Genomic DNA, 19,918 nt, shown 5'->3' on the forward strand with positions numbered 1-19,918 from the left:
AGTTAAGAATAAACGCAATTAGCGATGGAACCATAAAAAAGAACGCCTCAATTCGCATCTTTGTGCTTATGAGACGTTCTTTTGTTGTTAACTAATGCGTATTTAAAAAACTTCCGGGGGTTCTAGGATTGTTATGAGTTAGATTTATTCTTTTTTCGATAAAAAGAAGGATTAACGCCTTCTATTTTTTTGAATGCTTTGCTAAAAGAATGAATATCCGGAAACCCGATAAGTTCCGCAATTCGTTTTAAAGGTTCATTAGTAAACTGGATCATCTCTCTTGCTTTTTCTATTCTCATTAATTGGTGATATTGGATAGGACTCATCCCAAATGTTTGATTAAACAGGGTGATCAAATAGTACTTGCTGATTCCAGATATTTTGGCCAGTTCATCTAAAGTTACCTTTTGACCCGTGTTATGCTTTAAGAAAATTCTGACTTGCTCCAGCTCATTGATATTGGAAAGTAAGTGAGGATTTCTGTTCCAATAGTTTTCGCGTAATAGTGCGGTGAATAATTGAATAAATAATCCCTTCATATTCAATTCATAAAATGGCAGCTTCATTTGAAATTCTCTTATAATTTCAAAAAGTATTTTCTCGATAACTAAATGATGCCGTAAGCGTATATGACTTGCTAAAGGAATCGTTAATACGTCAATCTCGTCGCTTCGGAACCACTTCATTTCTTCTTTCGTCATATTTTCAAATTTTTTAAAAGAAACTTTAACATCGTGACTATCTTCTTGATAGAACAAATCAAAATGTAAATGGGGTTGCCGAACTAAATCTGTTCCAACTTTGCTAATCGAATGCCTTTGTTTGGGGCGAAAGAAAAAGATGTCACCTGGTTCTCCAAAATAAACATCATCCTCAACAGTAACTTTTAATCTGCCTTCTTTGAGATAAAGGATCTCATAGTCAAATAATACCCTTTCCTCCAAATACCAAGGAAATGAGACATAGCTATCCATAGCAATTCGTAAATAGGGCGACAGATTGTGTATGTTCAAGTATGAACCTCCAACCAAAATATTTGACAAATTAATAATAATTTAAGCCAACGACAATGCTTGAATATTAGTATATCATTGGTTTTGTATAAAAGAAAACGTTTAACTGAGAAAAGAAAACGTTTACCTGAGAAAATCAAACGTTTTCGAGAAACGCAATTTTGGATAATCTTTACTTTTACTTGGGGGGATTGCCTGGAGATTTTTAAGGGTATAGGAAAGCATAATGGCTATGAACGTTTGGCAACCTAATAGTCCTTTAGGGGGACTACCATTTGTTAAATAATAATGAGGGGGTAACTTTTTATGAAATTAAAAGGTAAATTATTATCTGGTGTTCTTGTATTATGCATGTCTTTTTCAGCGATTTTGGTTGGATGTTCTAGTAATGAAAAGAACCCTGAAAGCTCTGCGTCCGATAAAGGACAACAAACTTCTGAGAAAGGAGCATCTGGCTCGTCGGATAAATCCATCACGGTTCTGGTTGAGGGCGGAAGTCCGGCGAACACGGTCGCTACCCAAACGGCGGAAGAATTTAAGCAAAAGACTGGCTATGAAGTGAAGATTGAAACGGTTCCCTACATCGGTGTCTATGACAAATTGAATGTAGAAATGAAAGCGAACTCAGGAGCTTACGATGTTGCCACGATCGATATCTTGTGGTTTCCTGCTTTGGCAAAAAACTTGGTAGCTATGGATGACTTAATGACGGATGAGGTCAAAAATGATTTTGTACCTAATGTAGTCGATGGCGGTAAAGTGAACGGTAAAATTCTGGGCATGCCGGTTTGGACGAACTCAAAAATTTTATTGTATCGAACCGATTTGTTTAATGATCCGAAGGAACAAGAAGCATTTAAGGCTAAATATGGATATGATTTGAAGCCGCCTACGAATTGGCAGCAATACAGGGATGTCGCCAAGTTCTTTACTCGTGATACGAATAATGATGGGGCAACTGATCTATATGGTACAGGCGTATTAGGAATGAATAACGGGGATTCAGTTGCCAGTTGGTTGGATCATGCCGCGCAAGCAGGAGCCAAACCGTTGGTTGTGGGCAAAGATAATAAAGCCTTAGTCAACTCGGCACCATATGTAAAAGCTCTGGAATTTGAAACAAAGATTTTACGTGAAGATAAGTCTGCGCCAGAAGGTGCACTAAACATGGCGTCTTCTGAAATTTCTGAAATGTTTTGGAATGGAAAAATGGCTATGATGCTTGAGTGGGCTCATTTCTTTGTCCCTTCTAACGATCCAGCCAAATCGAAAGTAGCGGGGAAAGTGGGGGCGGCGCCAATGATTGCCGGAGAATCCGGGGTAGGGGTTGTACCAGGACCTTGGTATCAAGTGATCCCGAGCACTTCCAAAAAACAAGATATCGCAAAACAATACGTGAAATTTATTTATGAAAAAAATGAATTGTTTATGAAAGCATTAGGAGTGGCTGCACGAAAATCGGTCTTTGATAAATACGGCCAAAAACCTGAATATGCACACCTGAAAGCGCTTGAAACTACACTGGCTGCCAGCCAAACACAAAATCGTCCAATATTGCCACATTGGAACGAAATCGAAAATGAAGCATTAGTCTCTGCAATTCAAGTAGCTCTCTCCGGAAAGGAAACACCGCAAGAAGCATTAAACAGAGCCGCAGCAAAAATTAATGAGATACAAGGAAAATAAATGGAAAAAGGGGCTCAGGTTCGAGCCCCTTTTTAACCGAATTTAATTCACGCAGAAGGATGATGGTTATGTCCCTAAGAGATCAGAAGCTTTCTTTCTTATTTTTTCTTCCGGCTTTCGTCTTCATGATCTTGTTTTTTGTTTACCCAATGATATTGCTTTTTAAAGATAGTTTTTTTGACGATGAAGATCCTTCAAAATTTATTGGTCTTCAGCATTATTCTCACGCTTTAACTTCGGACACATTCTATCAATCCTTAAACAACACGATTGTGTATGTGATAGGAGCGGTTGCAATTGAGTTAATATTGGGCATGTTTCTTGCTCTTCTGCTAAGTACAGGGTTTAAAGGCGCCAATATCATTCGCACTTTGCTTTTGAGTCCGTTAATGATTTCTCCTTTGGTTTGTGGTTTAATATGGAAATTTATGCTAAATGACCAATTTGGTATCTTGAATGTAATTATATACAAATTAGGTTTGATTAAGAATCCTCAAAGTATCTTGTGGTTATCTGACAGCAAGTTGGCTTTAATTTCCTGTATAATTGCCGATGTATGGCTTACCACGCCATTTATGATGTTGATATTATTAGCGGGCATACAAGGTATACCTGAAAGTTTATACGAAGCTGCCCGCATGGACGGAGCAAATAAGTTTCAAAACTTTTTGCATATCACACTGCCAAGTTTAAAACCGGTCATTTTAGTTGCAGTTGTCATACGTATGATTGATGCAGCTAAATCTTTTGATATTATTTGGGTGATGACACAAGGCGGTCCGAATGGTTCCTCTTCCTTAGTAAGCACATTAATTTATAAATCGGTAGCCAGATACAATCAAGAGGGCTTTGCAAGCGCAATGGCGGTAATCTTTATGATTATATTGCTGGCGATATGCTCATTCTTTTTTAAACAATTCTGGAATCCTCAGAAGAAAGCGGTTCGATAGGAAGGAGATCAGCAAGATGATTGTAACCTTGAGTAAACAAAAATCCAGAGTTACCGAGATACTTGTCTTCGTCATATCAAGTTTCTTTTTGATTGTTACTTTATTTCCATATGCGTACCTTGTGTTATCTTCACTTAAACCGCCAAGAGAAGTGATTTCCACAAACCCTACGTTGTTGCCTTCTGTTTTTACTTTAGCCAATTATAATGCCTTGTTTCATCAACTGGCAATCGGCAAATATTTTGTTAACAGTCTTATAACTGCAATGTCAGGTACACTATTGAGTGTTTTTCTGGGTTCATTAGCTGCTTATGGCTTAACCAGATTTGCATCAAAGTTAGGGAATTTATTTCTACTTTTTACTTTGGGTGTTCGTATGACGCCTCTGATTAGTGTTGCAATACCGATGTATCGTATTATTGGGCAATTAGGTTTAATGGATACAAAATTAGCATTAGTTTTAGTCTATACCAGCATAAACATTCCGTTTGTTATCTGGATGATGATTGGTTTTTTTGACAATTTGCCAAAAGAGCTTGATGAATCTGCGCGTGTCGACGGATGCGGGATGTTTGGAACTTTTATGCGTATTATCTTACCGATCTCGCTGCCTGGAATCGCAACTACCTCAATTTTTAGCTTTATGCTTTCCTGGAATGATTTCTTGTTCGCATTACTTTTAACAAGCACTTCGGCCAAAACGGTGCCAGTAGGAATTTCAGAGTTTTTAACAGCTTATGGTTTGGATCTAGGCCCCATGACGGCTGCGGCAACCATATTTAGCGTGCCTGTTATGCTGTTTTCGTTTGTAATGCAAAAATACATTGTTCGTGGAATGACAATGGGTGCTGTTAAAGAATAGAGAATTTGAATGATGAAATAAAGAGTGGAGGAAATATTGATGCAATATGATCACCATACGTTCCATAATCTTATGTTAGGTAAAGCAGAACAATCGGCTGCAACTATAAAGGAACATGTGGGTAAAGACCCTATGCGCTTAAAGTTTCATTTTATGCCTCCCGCCTATTGGATGAACGATCCTAACGGGCTTATATACTATCAAGGAGAATATCATATGTTTTACCAGTTTCACCCCTATTCAGCCGAGTGGGGTCCGATGCATTGGGGCCATGCAAAAAGTAAAGATTTGGTTCACTGGGAGCACCTTCCTATTGCACTTGCGCCAAGTGAAGTCTATGATCTTGACCAAAAAGGCGGATGTTTTTCCGGAAGCGCCGTCGATGACAACGGGATATTGACTTTGATCTACACCGGCACGATTATGAAGGAAGGGCGTGTCATTCAAACCCAATGTTTAGCTTCCAGTACCGATAGCGTGACATTTCAAAAATATGTAGGAAATCCGGTTATCTCTGTTCCTCCAGAAGGGAGTTCCTCTGATTTCAGGGATCCGAAAGTATGGAAACACGAAGATAAATGGTATATGGTCGTAGGTTCAAGTAAGGATGGAAAAGGAAGAGCTTTGCTTTATCGCTCGAATGACCTGTATGTATGGGAGTATGTAAGTGTATTGGCTGAGAGTGACGGTACGATGGGTACGATGTGGGAATGTCCGGATATTTTTCAGCTTGGCGATCGTTATGTACTAATGTTCTCCCCAATGGGAATGGGTGAAAAAAAAGCGAGTTATTTAACCGGTTCATTAGATTATAGTAGTGGGAAATTTACTTGGGATTATTGTGGAGAAGTGGATTGCGGGTTCGAGTACTATGCTCCTCAATCTTTCCTTGATGATAATGGAAGACGAATTATTATAGGTTGGTTGAACGCTTGGGATTGGATGCCGTGGTTTAAGTCGTTCGGTCCGACAAAAGCAAACTATTGGTGCGGGGCCATGTCTCTTCCGAGAACGGTTGAATTGGATACAGGCGGACGTTTGAAGTTTCTTCCGGTTGAACAATTGCAAACTTTGCGTAAAGAGCATTACGTAGTTGAGAATGTGTTGGTTGAGGAAGGACGAAGACCCGTTCCCAAAGAAATGAATGGCGATTGTTTGGAGATCATGGTGAAGTTTTCATTGGAAGATTGCGATGCGGAAGAATTCGGATTGCGATTGAGATGTTCTGAAGACGGTAAAGAAACCTTGATATCCTACGATGTCAACTCCAAGGTACTCCAGTTTGATAGATCCCGTTCAGATTCGTTTAGTGAAGGCGTGCGAACGTGCACGCTCGAGACAACGGCTAATGGTTTGGTAGTATTGCAAATTTTTGTTGATACTACATGTATAGAAATCTATGCAAATGAAGGGCGCTCCGTGATGTCAAACAATATCTATCCTGATCCAGCGAGTACGGGGATTGATATTTTTTGCCGTGGAGGAAAGGTTAAAATGCTTTCATTAAACGTTTGGAAACTCGAATCGATTTGGCGGTGATCATAAGTAGTATGATGTGTATGGAATTCTTCTGATCCCAATGTGAGACAGCTTTTATGGGATGTTAGCGAACACCTAACTTGTGCGGGGCGTTGGCGCTTGGTTTGAAGGCGTTGAAAACATCTAACGAATAAACCGAAGCGTTCTTCAAAGGATAGTTCATTCATTCGTGGATCTTGAAGCTTTATGAACAAACACACTTAATTGATAGGAGAATTTATTTATGGCTAGTAAAAATTATTACGACGTAACAGAGTGGCCTGTCGGTAATCCGTATGAGGATATTGGTGAGGTAATCAATAGCATTATAGCAGATATTAAAAGTAGGCAAACGGACACTGATGTGAATAAAGGCGGAAAGCCGGGTGCGGTTATCTATATTCCACCGGGAGATTATCATCTTGGCAGTCAAGTAGTTATAGACATCAGTTATCTTAAAATTATGGGTTCTGGACACGGGTTTACATCTTCGAGTATTCGTTTTAATACTTCTGAGAATGAATGGGCGGATTTGCATGAATTGTGGCCGGGAGGAAGTCGCATACTCGTAGATATTCCCCTAGAAGTAAATGACGAGGAATATAAAGGAGCTGCATTTTATGTTGAACGAAGTGGAAATCCCCGAATAAGTTCGGTAGAGTTTTCTGACTTTTGTATTGATGGTTTGCATTTTATTGAAGATGGTTCAGGAGAAACAAATCCGGAAAACACATACACTAACGGGAAAACGGGTATTTATGTTGCAAGTGCTTGTGACTCATTTCGGATTACAGGCATGGGGTTTGTGTATTTAGAGCATGGAATTACTATTTATCATGCAGATGCACTGACTATACATGATAATTTCATAGCTGAATGTGGTAACTGTATAGAACTACGAGGTTGGGGACAGGCTTCAAAAATAACCGATAACTTGATAGGAGCCGGTTTTAAAGGATATTCAATTTACGCTCAAAATTTTGGTGGACTTTTGATTACAGCGAATAATGTTTTTCCACGAGGTGCGAGCAGTATCTATTTTGATGGTGTGACACGTTCCAGTATCACAAATAATAGACTTCATTCATTTTATCCAGGAATGGTGGTATTCAGGGAAAATTGTTCGGAAAACTTGGTTTCTTCAAATCACTTTTTACGTGACCATGAACCTTGGACTCCTTTTCTGGGAATAGACAATGGTTTAGATGATTTGTATGGTCTCCTCTATATCAGTGGCAATAATAATTCTGTAATTGCTAATCACTTTTCTGAAGGAATTAATACTCAGAACATCAAGCCGGTAGGTGCAACACCTGTAATCATACGTATTGTTTCGGGTAATGGAAATTATATTTCTAATAATCATGTTGTTGCCACGGAGGTTCATGCCAAGATAAGTGATTCTTGTTTCTCTGCGCAAGTAGACGCTTTGTTGACTACCGAAGCATCAGAGCCGCTTACCGTAACAACAGTATTGGTAGAAAAAGAATCGCTTCAAAATACGATTCTTGATTCGGGAAGTGATGCACAGGTTGTTATGGACAAGACTGTAAATGCATTCAGAGCCACTCCAACGCGAGGAGCATAAATAATATATTCAACTATGTTTTTGTGGTAGTTTTTGTTCCAAAGTTTCAATTGCAAGTCGGATACTTGAATTATTTCGGTTGTCATTTAATTTTTGGGGTGCTTCCTATCGATGGAAGTGCCTCTTTTTCAAAAATATATTGTTAGCGGAATGACTAGGGGGGCTGTCAAGGAATAGGCTTGACTCTAATGTGGTGAGAGATATAAAATGTAATTACATTGCAATATAAACGTTTACGTAAACGTTTTAATAATGGAGTCAGTATTGGACTTATTTTATGTCGATCGAAGTAGGGGTGAATCCTGTTATCGTTTTTTCCAATGTCAGATATATTTGTCGAATGGTAAAAAAATTAATAGGGGCTAGTTTACTATGAAAAGCATAAAAGTATTATTCTATGTATTTGTTGTATTTGCATTGTTTACGCTAACAGCATGCTTTTCAAGTAGAGTACCGGAACCTTCACAAACTTCTGAAGCAACAGTTGCACCTTTAGCAACAGAAAAAGCAGAACCGGCAAATAAAGAGAAAAAAGTCGTGGTAGGATTTACTTTACAAAATTTAAGTAATCCATTCTTTGTTGCAATGTCCAAAGGCGCAACTGCTGGTGCTATGCTGCATGGTGTTGATGTAATTACAGTAAGTGCAGAAGGTGATTTGGCTAAGCAAACAGCTCAAATCAAGGATTTCATTGAGAGAAAAGTAAATGTGATTCTTCTGAATGCTGTTGATTCCAGAGGTATAGCGGGTGCTGTTAGTCAAGCTAGAGCGGCAGGAATCCCCGTCATTGCAGTTGACGTAGATGCAGATGGAGGCGTGAACACGGTTGTAACCTCAGATAACTATCTTGCTGGAAAATTAGCAGGGGAATATATTGTTAAGCGCTTAGATGGAAAAGGATATGTTGTTGTCATTGATGGCCCCCCTGTATCTGCTGTAACGGATCGTATCGCTGGGTTTGAAGAAGCAATTAAAGCTGCTCCGGGAATTAGAGTAGTTACTAAAATAAATGGGCATGGCAACCGTGAAATATCGGCTTCCATGATGGAAACTATTTTGCAAACATATAAAAAAGGGGGAATTGATGCTGTATTTGCAACGAATGACCCTTCTGGCGTTGGTGCTAAAATTGCTGCGGAACAGGCAGGTCGCGATAAAGAAATGTTTATTGTAGGTGTAGATGGAGCACCAGATGCCGTTAAAGCGCTCAAAGAAAAGAATAGTTTTGTTGCGACCTCAGCACAGTACCCGTTTGAAATGATTAAATTGGCAATGGATGAGGGTTTTAAAGTACTTAAAGGTGAAAAGATAGAATCGTTAATTAAAATTCCTGTGGACCTGATTACTCAGGATAATGTAGAAACGTACAAAGGCTGGTAGTATTCTCAATAAAATTTCGAAAGCATAGTGGTGAGAAAAATGTATAAGATTATCATCGCGGATGACGAAGACAACGTAAGAGAGGGAATACGAGATAGTCTAAATTGGGATGAGCTGGGATTTGAGGTAGTTGGCGATTTTGAAAATGGTCGTGATGTACTCCAATCCCTCGAAGAGCTTCAGCCCGATGTGGTTTTAACGGATATTAACATGCCTTTGATGGACGGTTTAGAAGTGTCACGCTATCTCTATGAACATTATCCTCAGACCAAAATCATTATTCTTACGGGTTACGATGACTTTGAATATGCACAGCAAGCAGTGAAGTTGAAGGTACATGATTATATTTTGAAACCGAATACCGCCGATGAATTATGTCAAATCCTCTCCAAGGTAAAGTCGGATCTTGATAATGAGAATCGTAAGCTAGAGGATTTAAGCAAGCTTAAGCAGCAGCTTAGAGAGAGTTTGCCTCTCGTAAGAGAGCGGTTCTTGAATCAGTTGGTTACTGGAGATCTACGAGAAAGCAAGCTTGAGGATAAGCTTGCCTATTTGGATATTGATTTACTGGGAAGCCATTATTTAGTCGCAGTAATTGATGTAGATGATCATGGAGAACTGCAAAGATTTTATCCTGAAAGCGAGAGCGAACTGCTATATTTTGCAGTGTGTAATATTAGTGGGGAAATTATTGCAAGAAAAAAGAAGGGAGTCGTGTTCCAAAACAATAATGAAAAAACGATTGTAATCCTCTCTGGCGAGAATATGGAAACGCTCCGTGAAGAGGCAGTGCAAATTCTCGAAGAGATCAATCGATCGGTAAGAGAGTATTTGAAGTTTACAGTGTCTATTGGTGTTGGAGATATTAGCGCTTCTCTAAAAAAAATTCATCATTCTCATAAAAGGGCTTCATTTGCGCTTGATTATCGCTTTTTTCTTGGAAAGAATCGGATCATACATTTCGGCGACCTTGAAGTAGGACTGGGTGAGAGCGTTCCTTACGATAAACATTGGGAAAGAAAGCTCGCTCCTACCTTAAAGTCAGGAACCCAGCAGGAGATTGAATGGATCGTTGAGAAAATCATTGAAAATCTGAAGGAATCCTATCTGCCAATGGATCGCTGTTATATTCACATACAGCAAATAATCGTCTCGATTTTGGATTTTTTGGATGAGCTTGAGATTCGCGAAACACTTCATAGCTCAGCTTCAAGCCCATTGACCGAAATTTACGGGTTAAAAACACTTGAAGAAGTTGAAGATTGGCTTAAAAATTATTGTTTGCATATCACGAGTGCCATCCTTGAAACTAGAAACAATTTTTGCAAGATGCAAGCTTTGAAAGCGGAAGAATATATAAAAGTAAATTATGCGGATACGAAAATATCCATGGATATGGTTTGTAAGTATCTGGTTCTTAGTACAAGTTACTTTAGCCTTATTTTTAAAAACCATACCGGAGAAACTTTCATAGGTTATCTAACTCGGATTCGTGTGGAAAAGGCGAAAGAATTGCTAAAATGTACGGATTTGAAAACTTACGAAATCGCGAATCGCATAGGCTATATTGATCCCCATTATTTCAATTTAATTTTCAAAAAAGCGACGGGTATGACCCCGACTGTATTTCGCAAAATGATGTAAAGGGGCGTAAACATGGTCGGGAATCGAATTTTGAACTTTTTTCGTTTTAAAAGTATCCAGTCAACCATTGCTGTCGCTTTTTCATGCTTAATTGTGGTTACGATTACGGTGATTGCATGGATGTCTTATCATCTTTCCACAGATGCAGTGAAAAAAAATTCGCGCGACTATACGTATCAACTGATGGGGCAAGCAAGCGCGAATATAGATAGCTATATCAATTACATGGACAATATTTCACGAATGGTTCTTTCCAGCTATGATATCAAAGAGTACCTCTTGAAACAGGTATATCTTGGTGCAATCGGTAAGGAAGACTTGAAACAGAAAATATCCTTCCAGCTGAATACCGTGTTAAATACAAGAAAAGATATTTCATCAATTCTAATATTTGGTATAAATGGGGAAATTATCCCTTACAATGAAAAGATTAAACTAAATCCACAAGTGGATTTGGCGGAACAAAGCTGGTATAAGAATGCAATTGAAGCGAAGGGGAAAGTCGTTATCTCTTCGTCACATATACAAAATATGATTCTTAACGATTATAATTCCGTGATATCCTTAAGTCGTGAACTGAGTAGTGATGTCGGGGATGAAAAGCTTGGCGTTCTGCTTGTAGACTTGAACTATAGTGTCATCACCGATATTTGCAACAAGATTAAACTTGGAAATAGGGGATATGTTTTCATTGTGGATGCACAGGGAAACATTGTTTATCACCCGAAGCAGCAAATGATTAACAATGATCAGAAAATGGAATTGATCTCTGAAGTTATGCGTACTCCTGGCAGCAGCTTTGTGACTTCAGAAGGTAAAAATAGCCGGATGTACACGATTAAAACATCGCAAAGCACAGGATGGAAAATTGTCGGGGTCACTTATGTGGATGAATTAGTCTCCAATAAGGATGAGTTGCAAACGTATACTTTTTTTGGAGGTATAGGATTTCTTATCATCGCAGTGTTGCTCTCTATTATTCTATCCTTACGGATTTCAAGGCCCATTAAACATCTTGAAAGTTCGATGAAAGAGGTAGAGAAGGGAAATTTCGATATTCAGGTTGATATTCAAAGCTCCAATGAAATCGGGCACTTAAGTAATCGATTTAATCGTATGACGACAGAGATCAAAGAACTGATGCTGCAAAATGTGAAGGAACAGGAGTTAAAAAGAAAGAGCGAGTTACAGGTGCTGCAAGCTCAGATAAATCCTCATTTCCTTTATAATACGTTGGATTCAATCATATGGATGGCAGAGACCGGAAAGTCAAAGGAAGTTATCCTTATGACAGCTTCTTTAGCAAAGTTATTCCGTTTAAGCATTAGTAAAGGACAAGAATTCATTTCCATTTTCAACGAAATCGAGCATATCAAAAACTATTTGACGATCCAGAAAATGCGGTACAAATCTAAATTGGATTTTGAAATCAATGTGGATAAGAATATCCTTTCTTATAAGATGATCAAGATTATTTTACAGCCTCTAGTAGAAAATGCCATTTACCACGGAATAAGAAATAATGCGGGGAAAGGAAATATTCAAATAACGGGGATGCGAAAGGGGGACCGTATTCTTCTTCAGGTCATCGATAATGGCATTGGAATGTCTCTGGAGGAGATCCATAACATGTACCAAAAAGATCGGACATCTGCGAAAGGGAGTGGTATCGGCGTACAAAATGTGGATCAAAGAATCAAACTCCATTTTGGTGATCAATATGGCCTTCATTTCGAGAGTGAATTAGGGAGAGGAACGACTGTTAATGTTTGGTTGCCAGTCATATAATAGAAGTAACAAGATATAGCCCTAGCCTGTCATAACAGGCCAGGGCTATTTTGTTTAGCAGAAAAACTTCAACAGTTGCAAGAGAATTTTCTATTATTTTTTGTATTTATCACAGGTATGATTAAGATGCAAAAAATAACAATCCACCCTTTTAGGGAGGTGGGGTTTCTTTGAGGTAAGTGATTAGTGTCAATGTCATGCATGACTTCATTTGGGGGATTTGGTTATCCAAAAAAAACAATCGATCCATTATTTTATGAAAGGGGTTACAAAAATGGCGATTAGCGCCCGAAAGGTAAAAAGTAATGTTGCGTTAGGTTTAGCTAGTTTTATGTTGTTTTCTAATGTGGTTGCTTTTAGCGGAATATCAACAGCCGCGAATGCTTTACAACATCCTGTCACAATTGAAAATCCTGATTTTGAAGCTGGCGATCTATCAGGATGGATGACAACCGGGAATGCATTTAGTGATCTTCCCTCATCTATACAGCATTTTTGGGGAGACCATCCTTTTAAACAGAACGGGACTTATCATGCATGGGGATGGAATCCGGAGGCAGTAGATCCCAGCGATAACAGCAAAAACATCTCAGATTCCAGAACAGGAACGTTGAAATCGAGTACGTTCAGGCTTTCTGGGAATGGCGAGGTTAACTTCTTGGTTGGCGGAGGCAGTGATATCGACAATTTGTATGTCTCTCTCGTTCGTGCTTCTGATCATACAATCTTGTTTAAAAGTGCGGGGTTCGCATTGCCGGATCAATTTGAGCGATATGTACGAGTGAATTGGCAAGCTCAAGATTACATAGGCGAAGATCTCTATATTGAAGTTGTGGACAATAGCACGAGTCAGCACATTAATGTGGACGATTTCCATGTATACAATGTAACGAATAGTATTGACAATCCAAGCTTCGAAACGGGAGACTTGAGTGGTTGGAACGCTAAGGGCGATGCTTTTTCAGTCTCCAACGCGGTAGCTTATGGTGAGGATCAAACCTCTTATTATCAAAAAGGAAAGTACTTTGTATCGGGCTTGACCGGTGATGCCGGAAGTGCAGAAGCAAAGTCAGGTTCTCTGCAGTCTACCTCATTCAAGCTGGAAGGAACAGGCGAAGTAAACTTTCTTATCGGCGGAACGAATGATATGGATCATACTTATGTTGCTCTAATTAGAGAGTCCGACGATACAGAATTATATAGAGCAACCGGTTCTTCTCTGGGTGACGGTCCCGAATCCATGAAAAGAGTGATATGGGATGCTTCCGCTCTTCTTGGCGAAGTAGTCTACTTGAAAGCTGTTGATCTGGGTCAAGGACACATCAATGTTGATGATTTCCGTGTATATAATACAATGCATAACATTGTAAACCCTGACTTTGAAACGGGCGACTTAACAGGATGGACCGTCATATCAGGGGAAGCGCCTGGTCAAGTTTCATCCACTGTGAAATATTGGCATGAAAATCCGATTAATAAGACAGGTCAGTTCCATTTTTGGGGCGATGACATGAAGCAAGGATCTATCAAATCCAGTGAGTTTATCCTTGGTGGAACTGGCGAGATTAATTTCATGATGGGTGGCGGAAATCTCGACACGCAGTATGTTGCTTTAATGCGTGCTTCTGACAATACGGAACTGATGAGAGCAAAAAATACACAATTTGCAGATTCGGAGGCGTATGCAAGAGTGACTTGGGATGCTTCGGCTTACCTAGGGGAGCAAGTCTATTTAATGCTTGTGGACCAGGTAGCAGCAGGAGGATGGCAGCACGTGAATCTTGACGATGTCCATGTTTATAATCTGCCTCATGACATTGTGAATCCTGGCTTTGAAACTGGGGACTTGACGGGTTGGACTGTTACGAGTGGCGAGGCGCCTGGTCGGGTTACTTCTGAAGTTAATTACTGGCATCCTGACCCGATTAATAAGGTCGGTGAGTATCACTTCTGGGGTGACGATTGGAAGGAAGGCAGTATCCAATCAAGCACATTTGTGCTTGGCGGGAAAGGTGAAATTAATTTCATGCTAGGCGGAGGTAATTTCCCCCAAACGGAGTATGTTGCGCTTGTTCGTGCTTCTGACGGGAAAGAACTGATCAAATCCACGCATACGGCTCATGCAGGCTCTGAGGGGTATGATCGAGTAGTGTTGGACGCTTCTGCATTTATAGGTGAGGAAGTGTATCTGAAAGCAGTGGATAGCGTGCCTGGCGGCGGGTGGCAGCATGTTAACCTTGACGATATTCATGTATTCAACAACGATCCGGCCGATATCTTGAATCCAAGCTTCGAAACAGGTACTTTAGAGGGCTGGCAAGCTGCAGGTGATGCTTTTACAGGAACTGTTTCCGCTGAGACAATGTCGGGTGAAGACGCAATTAACCAAATAGGCAATTACTATATTCAAGGCTTAGCTGGCGCTGGTTCGGGTAATGCGAATGCAAGAACAGGCTCTCTCCAATCGTCAGTCTTTAAACTTGGCGGCAACGGTGAAATTAACTTTATGTTAAGCGGTAATCATGATCCGAGTAACCTTTACGTTGCGTTAGTAAACGCGGAAGACGATTCAATCCTATTTAGTGAGACACCGGCAAATGGTGCGGTAAACCCTGAATCTCTTCGACGGATCGTTTGGGATGCCAAAGCCTACTTAGGGCAAAAGATGTTTTTGAAAATTATGGACAATAGCCTAACAGGACATTTGAATGTCGACGATTTCCATGTTCGCAATACAGGTTCTCCTTCTTATGTGATGAATAATGAAGATTTTGAAATAGGAGATTTATCTGGATGGACAGTTGGCGGCAGCGCCTTTACAGTTTCTAATCAGAACACTGATTCTGCGGGAAATGCCTACGGGCAGCAGTGCAATTATCATGTTATTGGAAATAACGAAGCGACAGGCACTTTAACATCCAGTACATTCAGGCTGGCCGGGACAGGGACTGTTAATTTTAAAATTAGTGGAGATATAGACGTTGACCATCTTTATGTGTCATTAGTTCGAGCTTCCGACCATAAAGAATTGTTTAGAGCAACAGGTCATAACTCTCAGAGTTATCAAACCGTTAGTTGGGACGCTTCGAAATTTATAAACGAAGAGCTTTCCTTCACCATAGTCGACAATGTGGCGACAGGTCATATCAATGTCGATGATTTCAACTACTATGTGTCCCATGAAATTATGAATGGCGATTTCGAAAGCGGCGACTTACGAGGTTGGAAGATCGTTGAGGGTAACGCTTTTGATAATACGGTAACAACGCAGGATAAATTCTGGGGAACAAAGCCATTTAAGCAAAATGGACTGTATCATCTCTGGGGCTTTCAAGGCGGTGGAGACGGCAGAAAGGGAGTTATGGAATCCAGCCATTTCATCGCTTCGGGCGATAAGAATATTCCTACATCGGGAAGATTAACTTTCCTGATGGGCGGCGGTTCGGATATCGATAACTTATACGTTGCGCTAGTAAGGGATCGAACAGGCGAGACTCTTTTCACGACTACAGGCAAGAGTGATGAACAATATTCAGAGCATGTTTTTGACGCTACCCCGTATGCCGGTGAAGAACTGTATTTCCGGATTGTGGATCAAACAACCGCCGGATGGGGACACCTCAACCTGGATCACTTTGTAACGGTGAATGCGGTTTCGCAATTGGAAAACCCTGATTTTGAAACTGGCGATTTGTCTGGATGGACGCTGGAAGGTGAAGCATTCGTAGATTCTGTCTCAAATTTAGCCGGGAAAGGAAACTATGGAACGTATTATGTGAACGGGAATAAAGCGAGTAATCCTGCCTTGACTGGTACATTGTCATCCAAAGTATTCCAATTGACAGGGACTGGCATTCTGAGCTTTTTGGTCGCTGGAGGCAAGGATGCTGATCAGCTGCATGTAGCCCTTGTCAGAGCTTCTGATGATATGGAACTGTTTAGAACCACGGGATCGGACTCAGACATATTTCAGGATGTTACATGGGATGCTTCAGCTTACCTGGGGGAAGAAGTATATTTTAAAGTCGTGGACAATAAGACCTCAGGTGCTTTTGGTTATATCAATGTAGATGATTTTCAATTAAGTATTCCGCGTGAAAACTATTCAGAACCATACAGACCACAGCTCCATTACACACCTGAAAAAAATTGGATGAATGATCCAAACGGTATGGTCTATTATAATGGAGAATACCATCTGTTTTACCAGTATAGTCCTTTTTCCACATCCCCTGCTTTCGATAAGATGCATTGGGGGCATGCGGTAAGTACAGATCTTACCCATTGGAAAGAACTTCCGCCGGCCATAGTGCCTGATGAACATGGTGCCATATTCTCAGGCGGTGCTGTAGTAGATGCGCATAACACATCCGGATTTTTTAATGAAGAAGGCTCCGGTCTGGTAGCGTTCTATACTCAAAATGGATCACAGCAGGTGCAGAGTATCGCTTACAGTAAGGATAGTGGCAGAACCTGGACGAAATATACAGGAAATCCTATCCTGTTGCCGGAAGCTGCAGCGGATTTAAGGGAACCTAAAGGAACTGTGCCGGATTTCAGGGATCCTAAAGTATTCTGGCATGAGGATACTCACAAATGGATCATGCAATTAGCAGTTGGTCATCACATTGAGTTCTATTCATCGACGAATTTAAAACAATGGAGTTATGAAAGCTCATTTGGTTCTGACGGACTTGGATCACATTATGGTATCTATGAATGTCCTGATTTGATCGAATTGCCCGTCGATGGAGATTCAACCAAGAAGAAATGGGTTATGATCATTAGTAACGGTGATGGCAACGGAAACAGAAGAGATGTTGACCCTCAGCCTCCTGGCAAAGGATCAGGTATGATGTATTATATCGGCACGTTCGATGGCAAAACCTTTACACCGGATGAACGGCCAACTCCTGATCAATCCAATTGGATTGACTATGGTTCAGATTTCTATGCAGCAGTAACATGGAGCAATATTCGGGATGAGCAAGGAAGACCCGTATGGCTCGGCTGGATGAGTAACTGGAGATATGCGAGTAATACGCCTACAAGTACTTGGCGGGGTGGAATGAGCATTCCGCGTACGATTGAGCTTAAGACGACAACGGATGGAATCCGTCTGATTCAGGAGCCGGTTCAGCAGTTGGAACAATTAAGAAAGCCGGTTCTGCATTGGACCAATTTCCAAGTTGGGCAGGATAACAATGTATTGCAAGCCGTTTATGGAAGTACAATGGAAATTGTCGCGGAATTCGGTATTCAGGATGCATCGGAATTTGGATTTAAGGTTCGTAAGTCTAACTCTCAGGAGACAGTGATCGGGTATGACACGTCAAGTCAAAAAGTGTTTGTGGACCGTACACATTCTGGAGGGCCTGATGTAAGTGATATTGTTCCTGTCCGACAAGAAGCTCCTTTGCTTCCGGAAAATAACAAAATTAAACTTCATATCTTCGTGGATGAGGATACCCTTGAAGTGTTTGCAAATGATGGAAGAAGAGTCTTCACAGATCAAATATTCCCTGATTCGAGCAGTAAGGGACTTGAGCTTTATGCAAAAAATGGGGAAGTGAACGTCAACTCCTTAAGTATTTATCAACTTGACAGTATTTGGGCAGATAGGTCGATCAAGAAGCTTCAAATGGATAAAAGAAGCTACACGCTTGAAACGAATGGAACCCACAAAACCGTTGTATCGGCTCTTGTATTAAGTTCAATGACTCAAACTGCAAGCCAAGCGGTATATGGCGGTGCCATTCCAGATGAAAGCAACTCTGTAACGGGAATCGTGTATGGAGGTTTGCAAGGTATGCCATTAACGGTATATGGATATGGCGATCTAACAAGCAAGCAAATTGTTACGGACCAAGCAGTTTTCAAAAGCTCTGATCCTTCTGTAGCCATTGTGAATGCTGCCGGCATCGTATATGGGAAGCGACCGGGTCAAACCTTGATTACAGCTGCGTATAAAGGACATGTGACAACAGCTTCTGTCACAGTTGTACAATCAAATGAAACTCATTCAGACCCCGACCCTACGCCGGAGCCCCCGCTAACTACAGGGGCGATCACAACGCCTAACAATCAGGGCCGACTTGTTGTTCCGACAAGCGTAATTAATAAAATTGCTGTGGGTAAAGTTTCGAAAGAGACGTTGAATAAAGCATTGGAAGCAGCCGGGATTGACGCTAAAGGCACCGAAAAGATAACAATCGAATTGGATAAAGCGGATGATGTTAAAGGGTACAGCATCGAGATACCATCTACGTTCTTATCTAGTGATAATGCTAATCAACAATTTGAAATTCGTAGTCCGATAGGCACCCTGACTTTATCGAGTCAGATGTTTACCAAAGCCGCATTCAATGAAAATGACAACATTGTATTAAGTATGACCCTTACGGATCGTGATGCAGCTGGCAAAGGCAAACAATCTGAAATCGGAGCAAGACCGGTTCTTGAATTAATTGCCACTTTGAATGGTAAAGTTATTCCATGGCGTAATGCGGATGCTCCTGTACAGGTAGCTATCAATTACACGCCTGTAGCAGAAGAAATGAACCATACAGATCATTTAGTTGTCTGGTATCTGGATCCATCCGGCAGCATCGCGCCTGTTCCAAATGCCAAATTTAATAAAGCAACGGGTGAAATGATCTTTAAAACGATCCATTTCAGTTATTATGCAATTGCTTACGTGAATAAGTCCTTTGATGATCTTAATGATTATGCTTGGGCTAAAAAGCAGGTCGAACTCCTTGCATCCAAAGGCATTATTCAAGGCACAACAGAGACAGCTTTTGCTCCGCAAAAGGATATTACAAGGGCAGACTTTATTCTGCTGCTTGTACGCGCACTTGAATTAACGGCCCAAGCGGATTCCAACTTTGATGATGTTAAATCTGATGATTATTATTATGAAGCGGTCAGCATCGCCAAAAAGCTGGGTATTACCAATGGCATAGATGGCAGTCACTTTAACCCGAATGCCTCCATTACAAGGCAAGATATGATAGTTATGCTGAATAGAGCAATGGCTGCAGCGAAACGCGATGCAGCCAAAGGTACAAAAGCGGACTTGAATGTATTCCAGGATCGTAATGATATTTCGTCATATGCAATTGAAAGTGTTTCTTCTCTTGTGAAATCCCACATTATTGAAGGAAACAATGGGAAGATTCATCCATTCGATCATACGACGAGGGCTGAGACGGCTGTAGTGCTTTACCGATTATTGAATTAGGGAGAGGAACAACCGTCAATATTTGGCTGCCTCTCAAAGAGTAGAAGTAACAAGATATCGCCCTAGCCTGTCATAACAGGCCAGGGCGATCACAACAAGACAACAAGACAACATGTGGCAACGTTACGGGAACAGACTTATTCTTGTTTCATTCGGAGCCAAAGGTTGTCTTTTTCGTTTTGGCGAATTATGCGGAAGGGGGGGTGATATCATGTCGTGAAAAAAATAGCTTTGAAGAGAAGGTAA

The 19,918-nt window shown here is 40.6% G+C and carries 10 protein-coding genes; 9 read left to right on the forward strand and 1 reads right to left on the reverse strand.

The window, feature by feature from the left end:
* Positions 1-131: 131 nt before the first annotated feature.
* A complete protein-coding gene (locus GC102_RS31330) occupies positions 132-1,013 on the reverse strand; it encodes an AraC family transcriptional regulator (RefSeq protein ID WP_171692981.1) in 882 nt (293 codons plus the stop codon).
* Positions 1,014-1,319: 306 nt separating this feature from the next.
* Between GC102_RS31330 and GC102_RS31335 the strand changes: the two genes are divergently transcribed.
* From GC102_RS31335 to GC102_RS40905, 9 genes are all read left to right on the forward strand, one after another.
* The gene (locus GC102_RS31335; RefSeq protein ID WP_171692982.1) at positions 1,320-2,699 is read left to right on the forward strand and encodes an ABC transporter substrate-binding protein; all 1,380 of its coding nucleotides are present in this window, start codon (positions 1,320-1,322) and stop codon (positions 2,697-2,699) included.
* A 68-nt stretch (positions 2,700-2,767) separates the two neighbouring features.
* Complete coding sequence (locus GC102_RS31340; protein WP_171692983.1) at positions 2,768-3,649, forward strand: carbohydrate ABC transporter permease; 882 nt, start codon at positions 2,768-2,770, stop codon at positions 3,647-3,649.
* A gap of 16 nt (positions 3,650-3,665) precedes the next feature.
* Positions 3,666-4,511 (forward strand): carbohydrate ABC transporter permease, encoded by an 846-nt coding sequence (locus GC102_RS31345; protein ID WP_171692984.1) that lies wholly within the window; start codon positions 3,666-3,668, stop codon positions 4,509-4,511.
* Positions 4,512-4,550: 39 nt separating this feature from the next.
* Positions 4,551-6,050 carry a glycoside hydrolase family 32 protein gene (locus tag GC102_RS31350; protein WP_171692985.1) on the forward strand — a complete coding sequence of 500 codons (1,500 nt, stop codon included), beginning with the start codon at positions 4,551-4,553 and terminating at the stop codon, positions 6,048-6,050.
* 223 nt (positions 6,051-6,273) lie between these two features.
* Positions 6,274-7,617: a NosD domain-containing protein gene (locus tag GC102_RS31360; protein ID WP_171692987.1), complete on the forward strand. Its 1,344-nt coding sequence runs from the start codon at positions 6,274-6,276 to the stop codon at positions 7,615-7,617.
* Positions 7,618-7,989: 372 nt separating this feature from the next.
* Positions 7,990-8,997 (forward strand): substrate-binding domain-containing protein, encoded by a 1,008-nt coding sequence (locus tag GC102_RS31365; RefSeq protein ID WP_171692988.1) that lies wholly within the window; start codon positions 7,990-7,992, stop codon positions 8,995-8,997.
* A gap of 39 nt (positions 8,998-9,036) precedes the next feature.
* Positions 9,037-10,641, forward strand: a complete 1,605-nt coding sequence (locus GC102_RS31370; protein WP_171692989.1) for a response regulator — start codon at positions 9,037-9,039, stop codon at positions 10,639-10,641.
* Between the two features lie 12 nt (positions 10,642-10,653).
* Positions 10,654-12,429, forward strand: coding sequence for a sensor histidine kinase (locus tag GC102_RS31375; protein ID WP_246321219.1), 1,776 nt, complete (start codon positions 10,654-10,656; stop codon positions 12,427-12,429).
* A 274-nt stretch (positions 12,430-12,703) separates the two neighbouring features.
* Positions 12,704-19,672, forward strand: coding sequence for a GH32 C-terminal domain-containing protein (locus GC102_RS40905; RefSeq protein ID WP_171692990.1), 6,969 nt, complete (start codon positions 12,704-12,706; stop codon positions 19,670-19,672).
* Positions 19,673-19,918: the final 246 nt, after the last annotated feature.

The sequence above is a fragment of the Paenibacillus germinis genome (genome assembly GCF_013141785.1).
GTDB lineage: Bacteria > Bacillota > Bacilli > Paenibacillales > NBRC-103111 > Paenibacillus_E > Paenibacillus_E phytorum.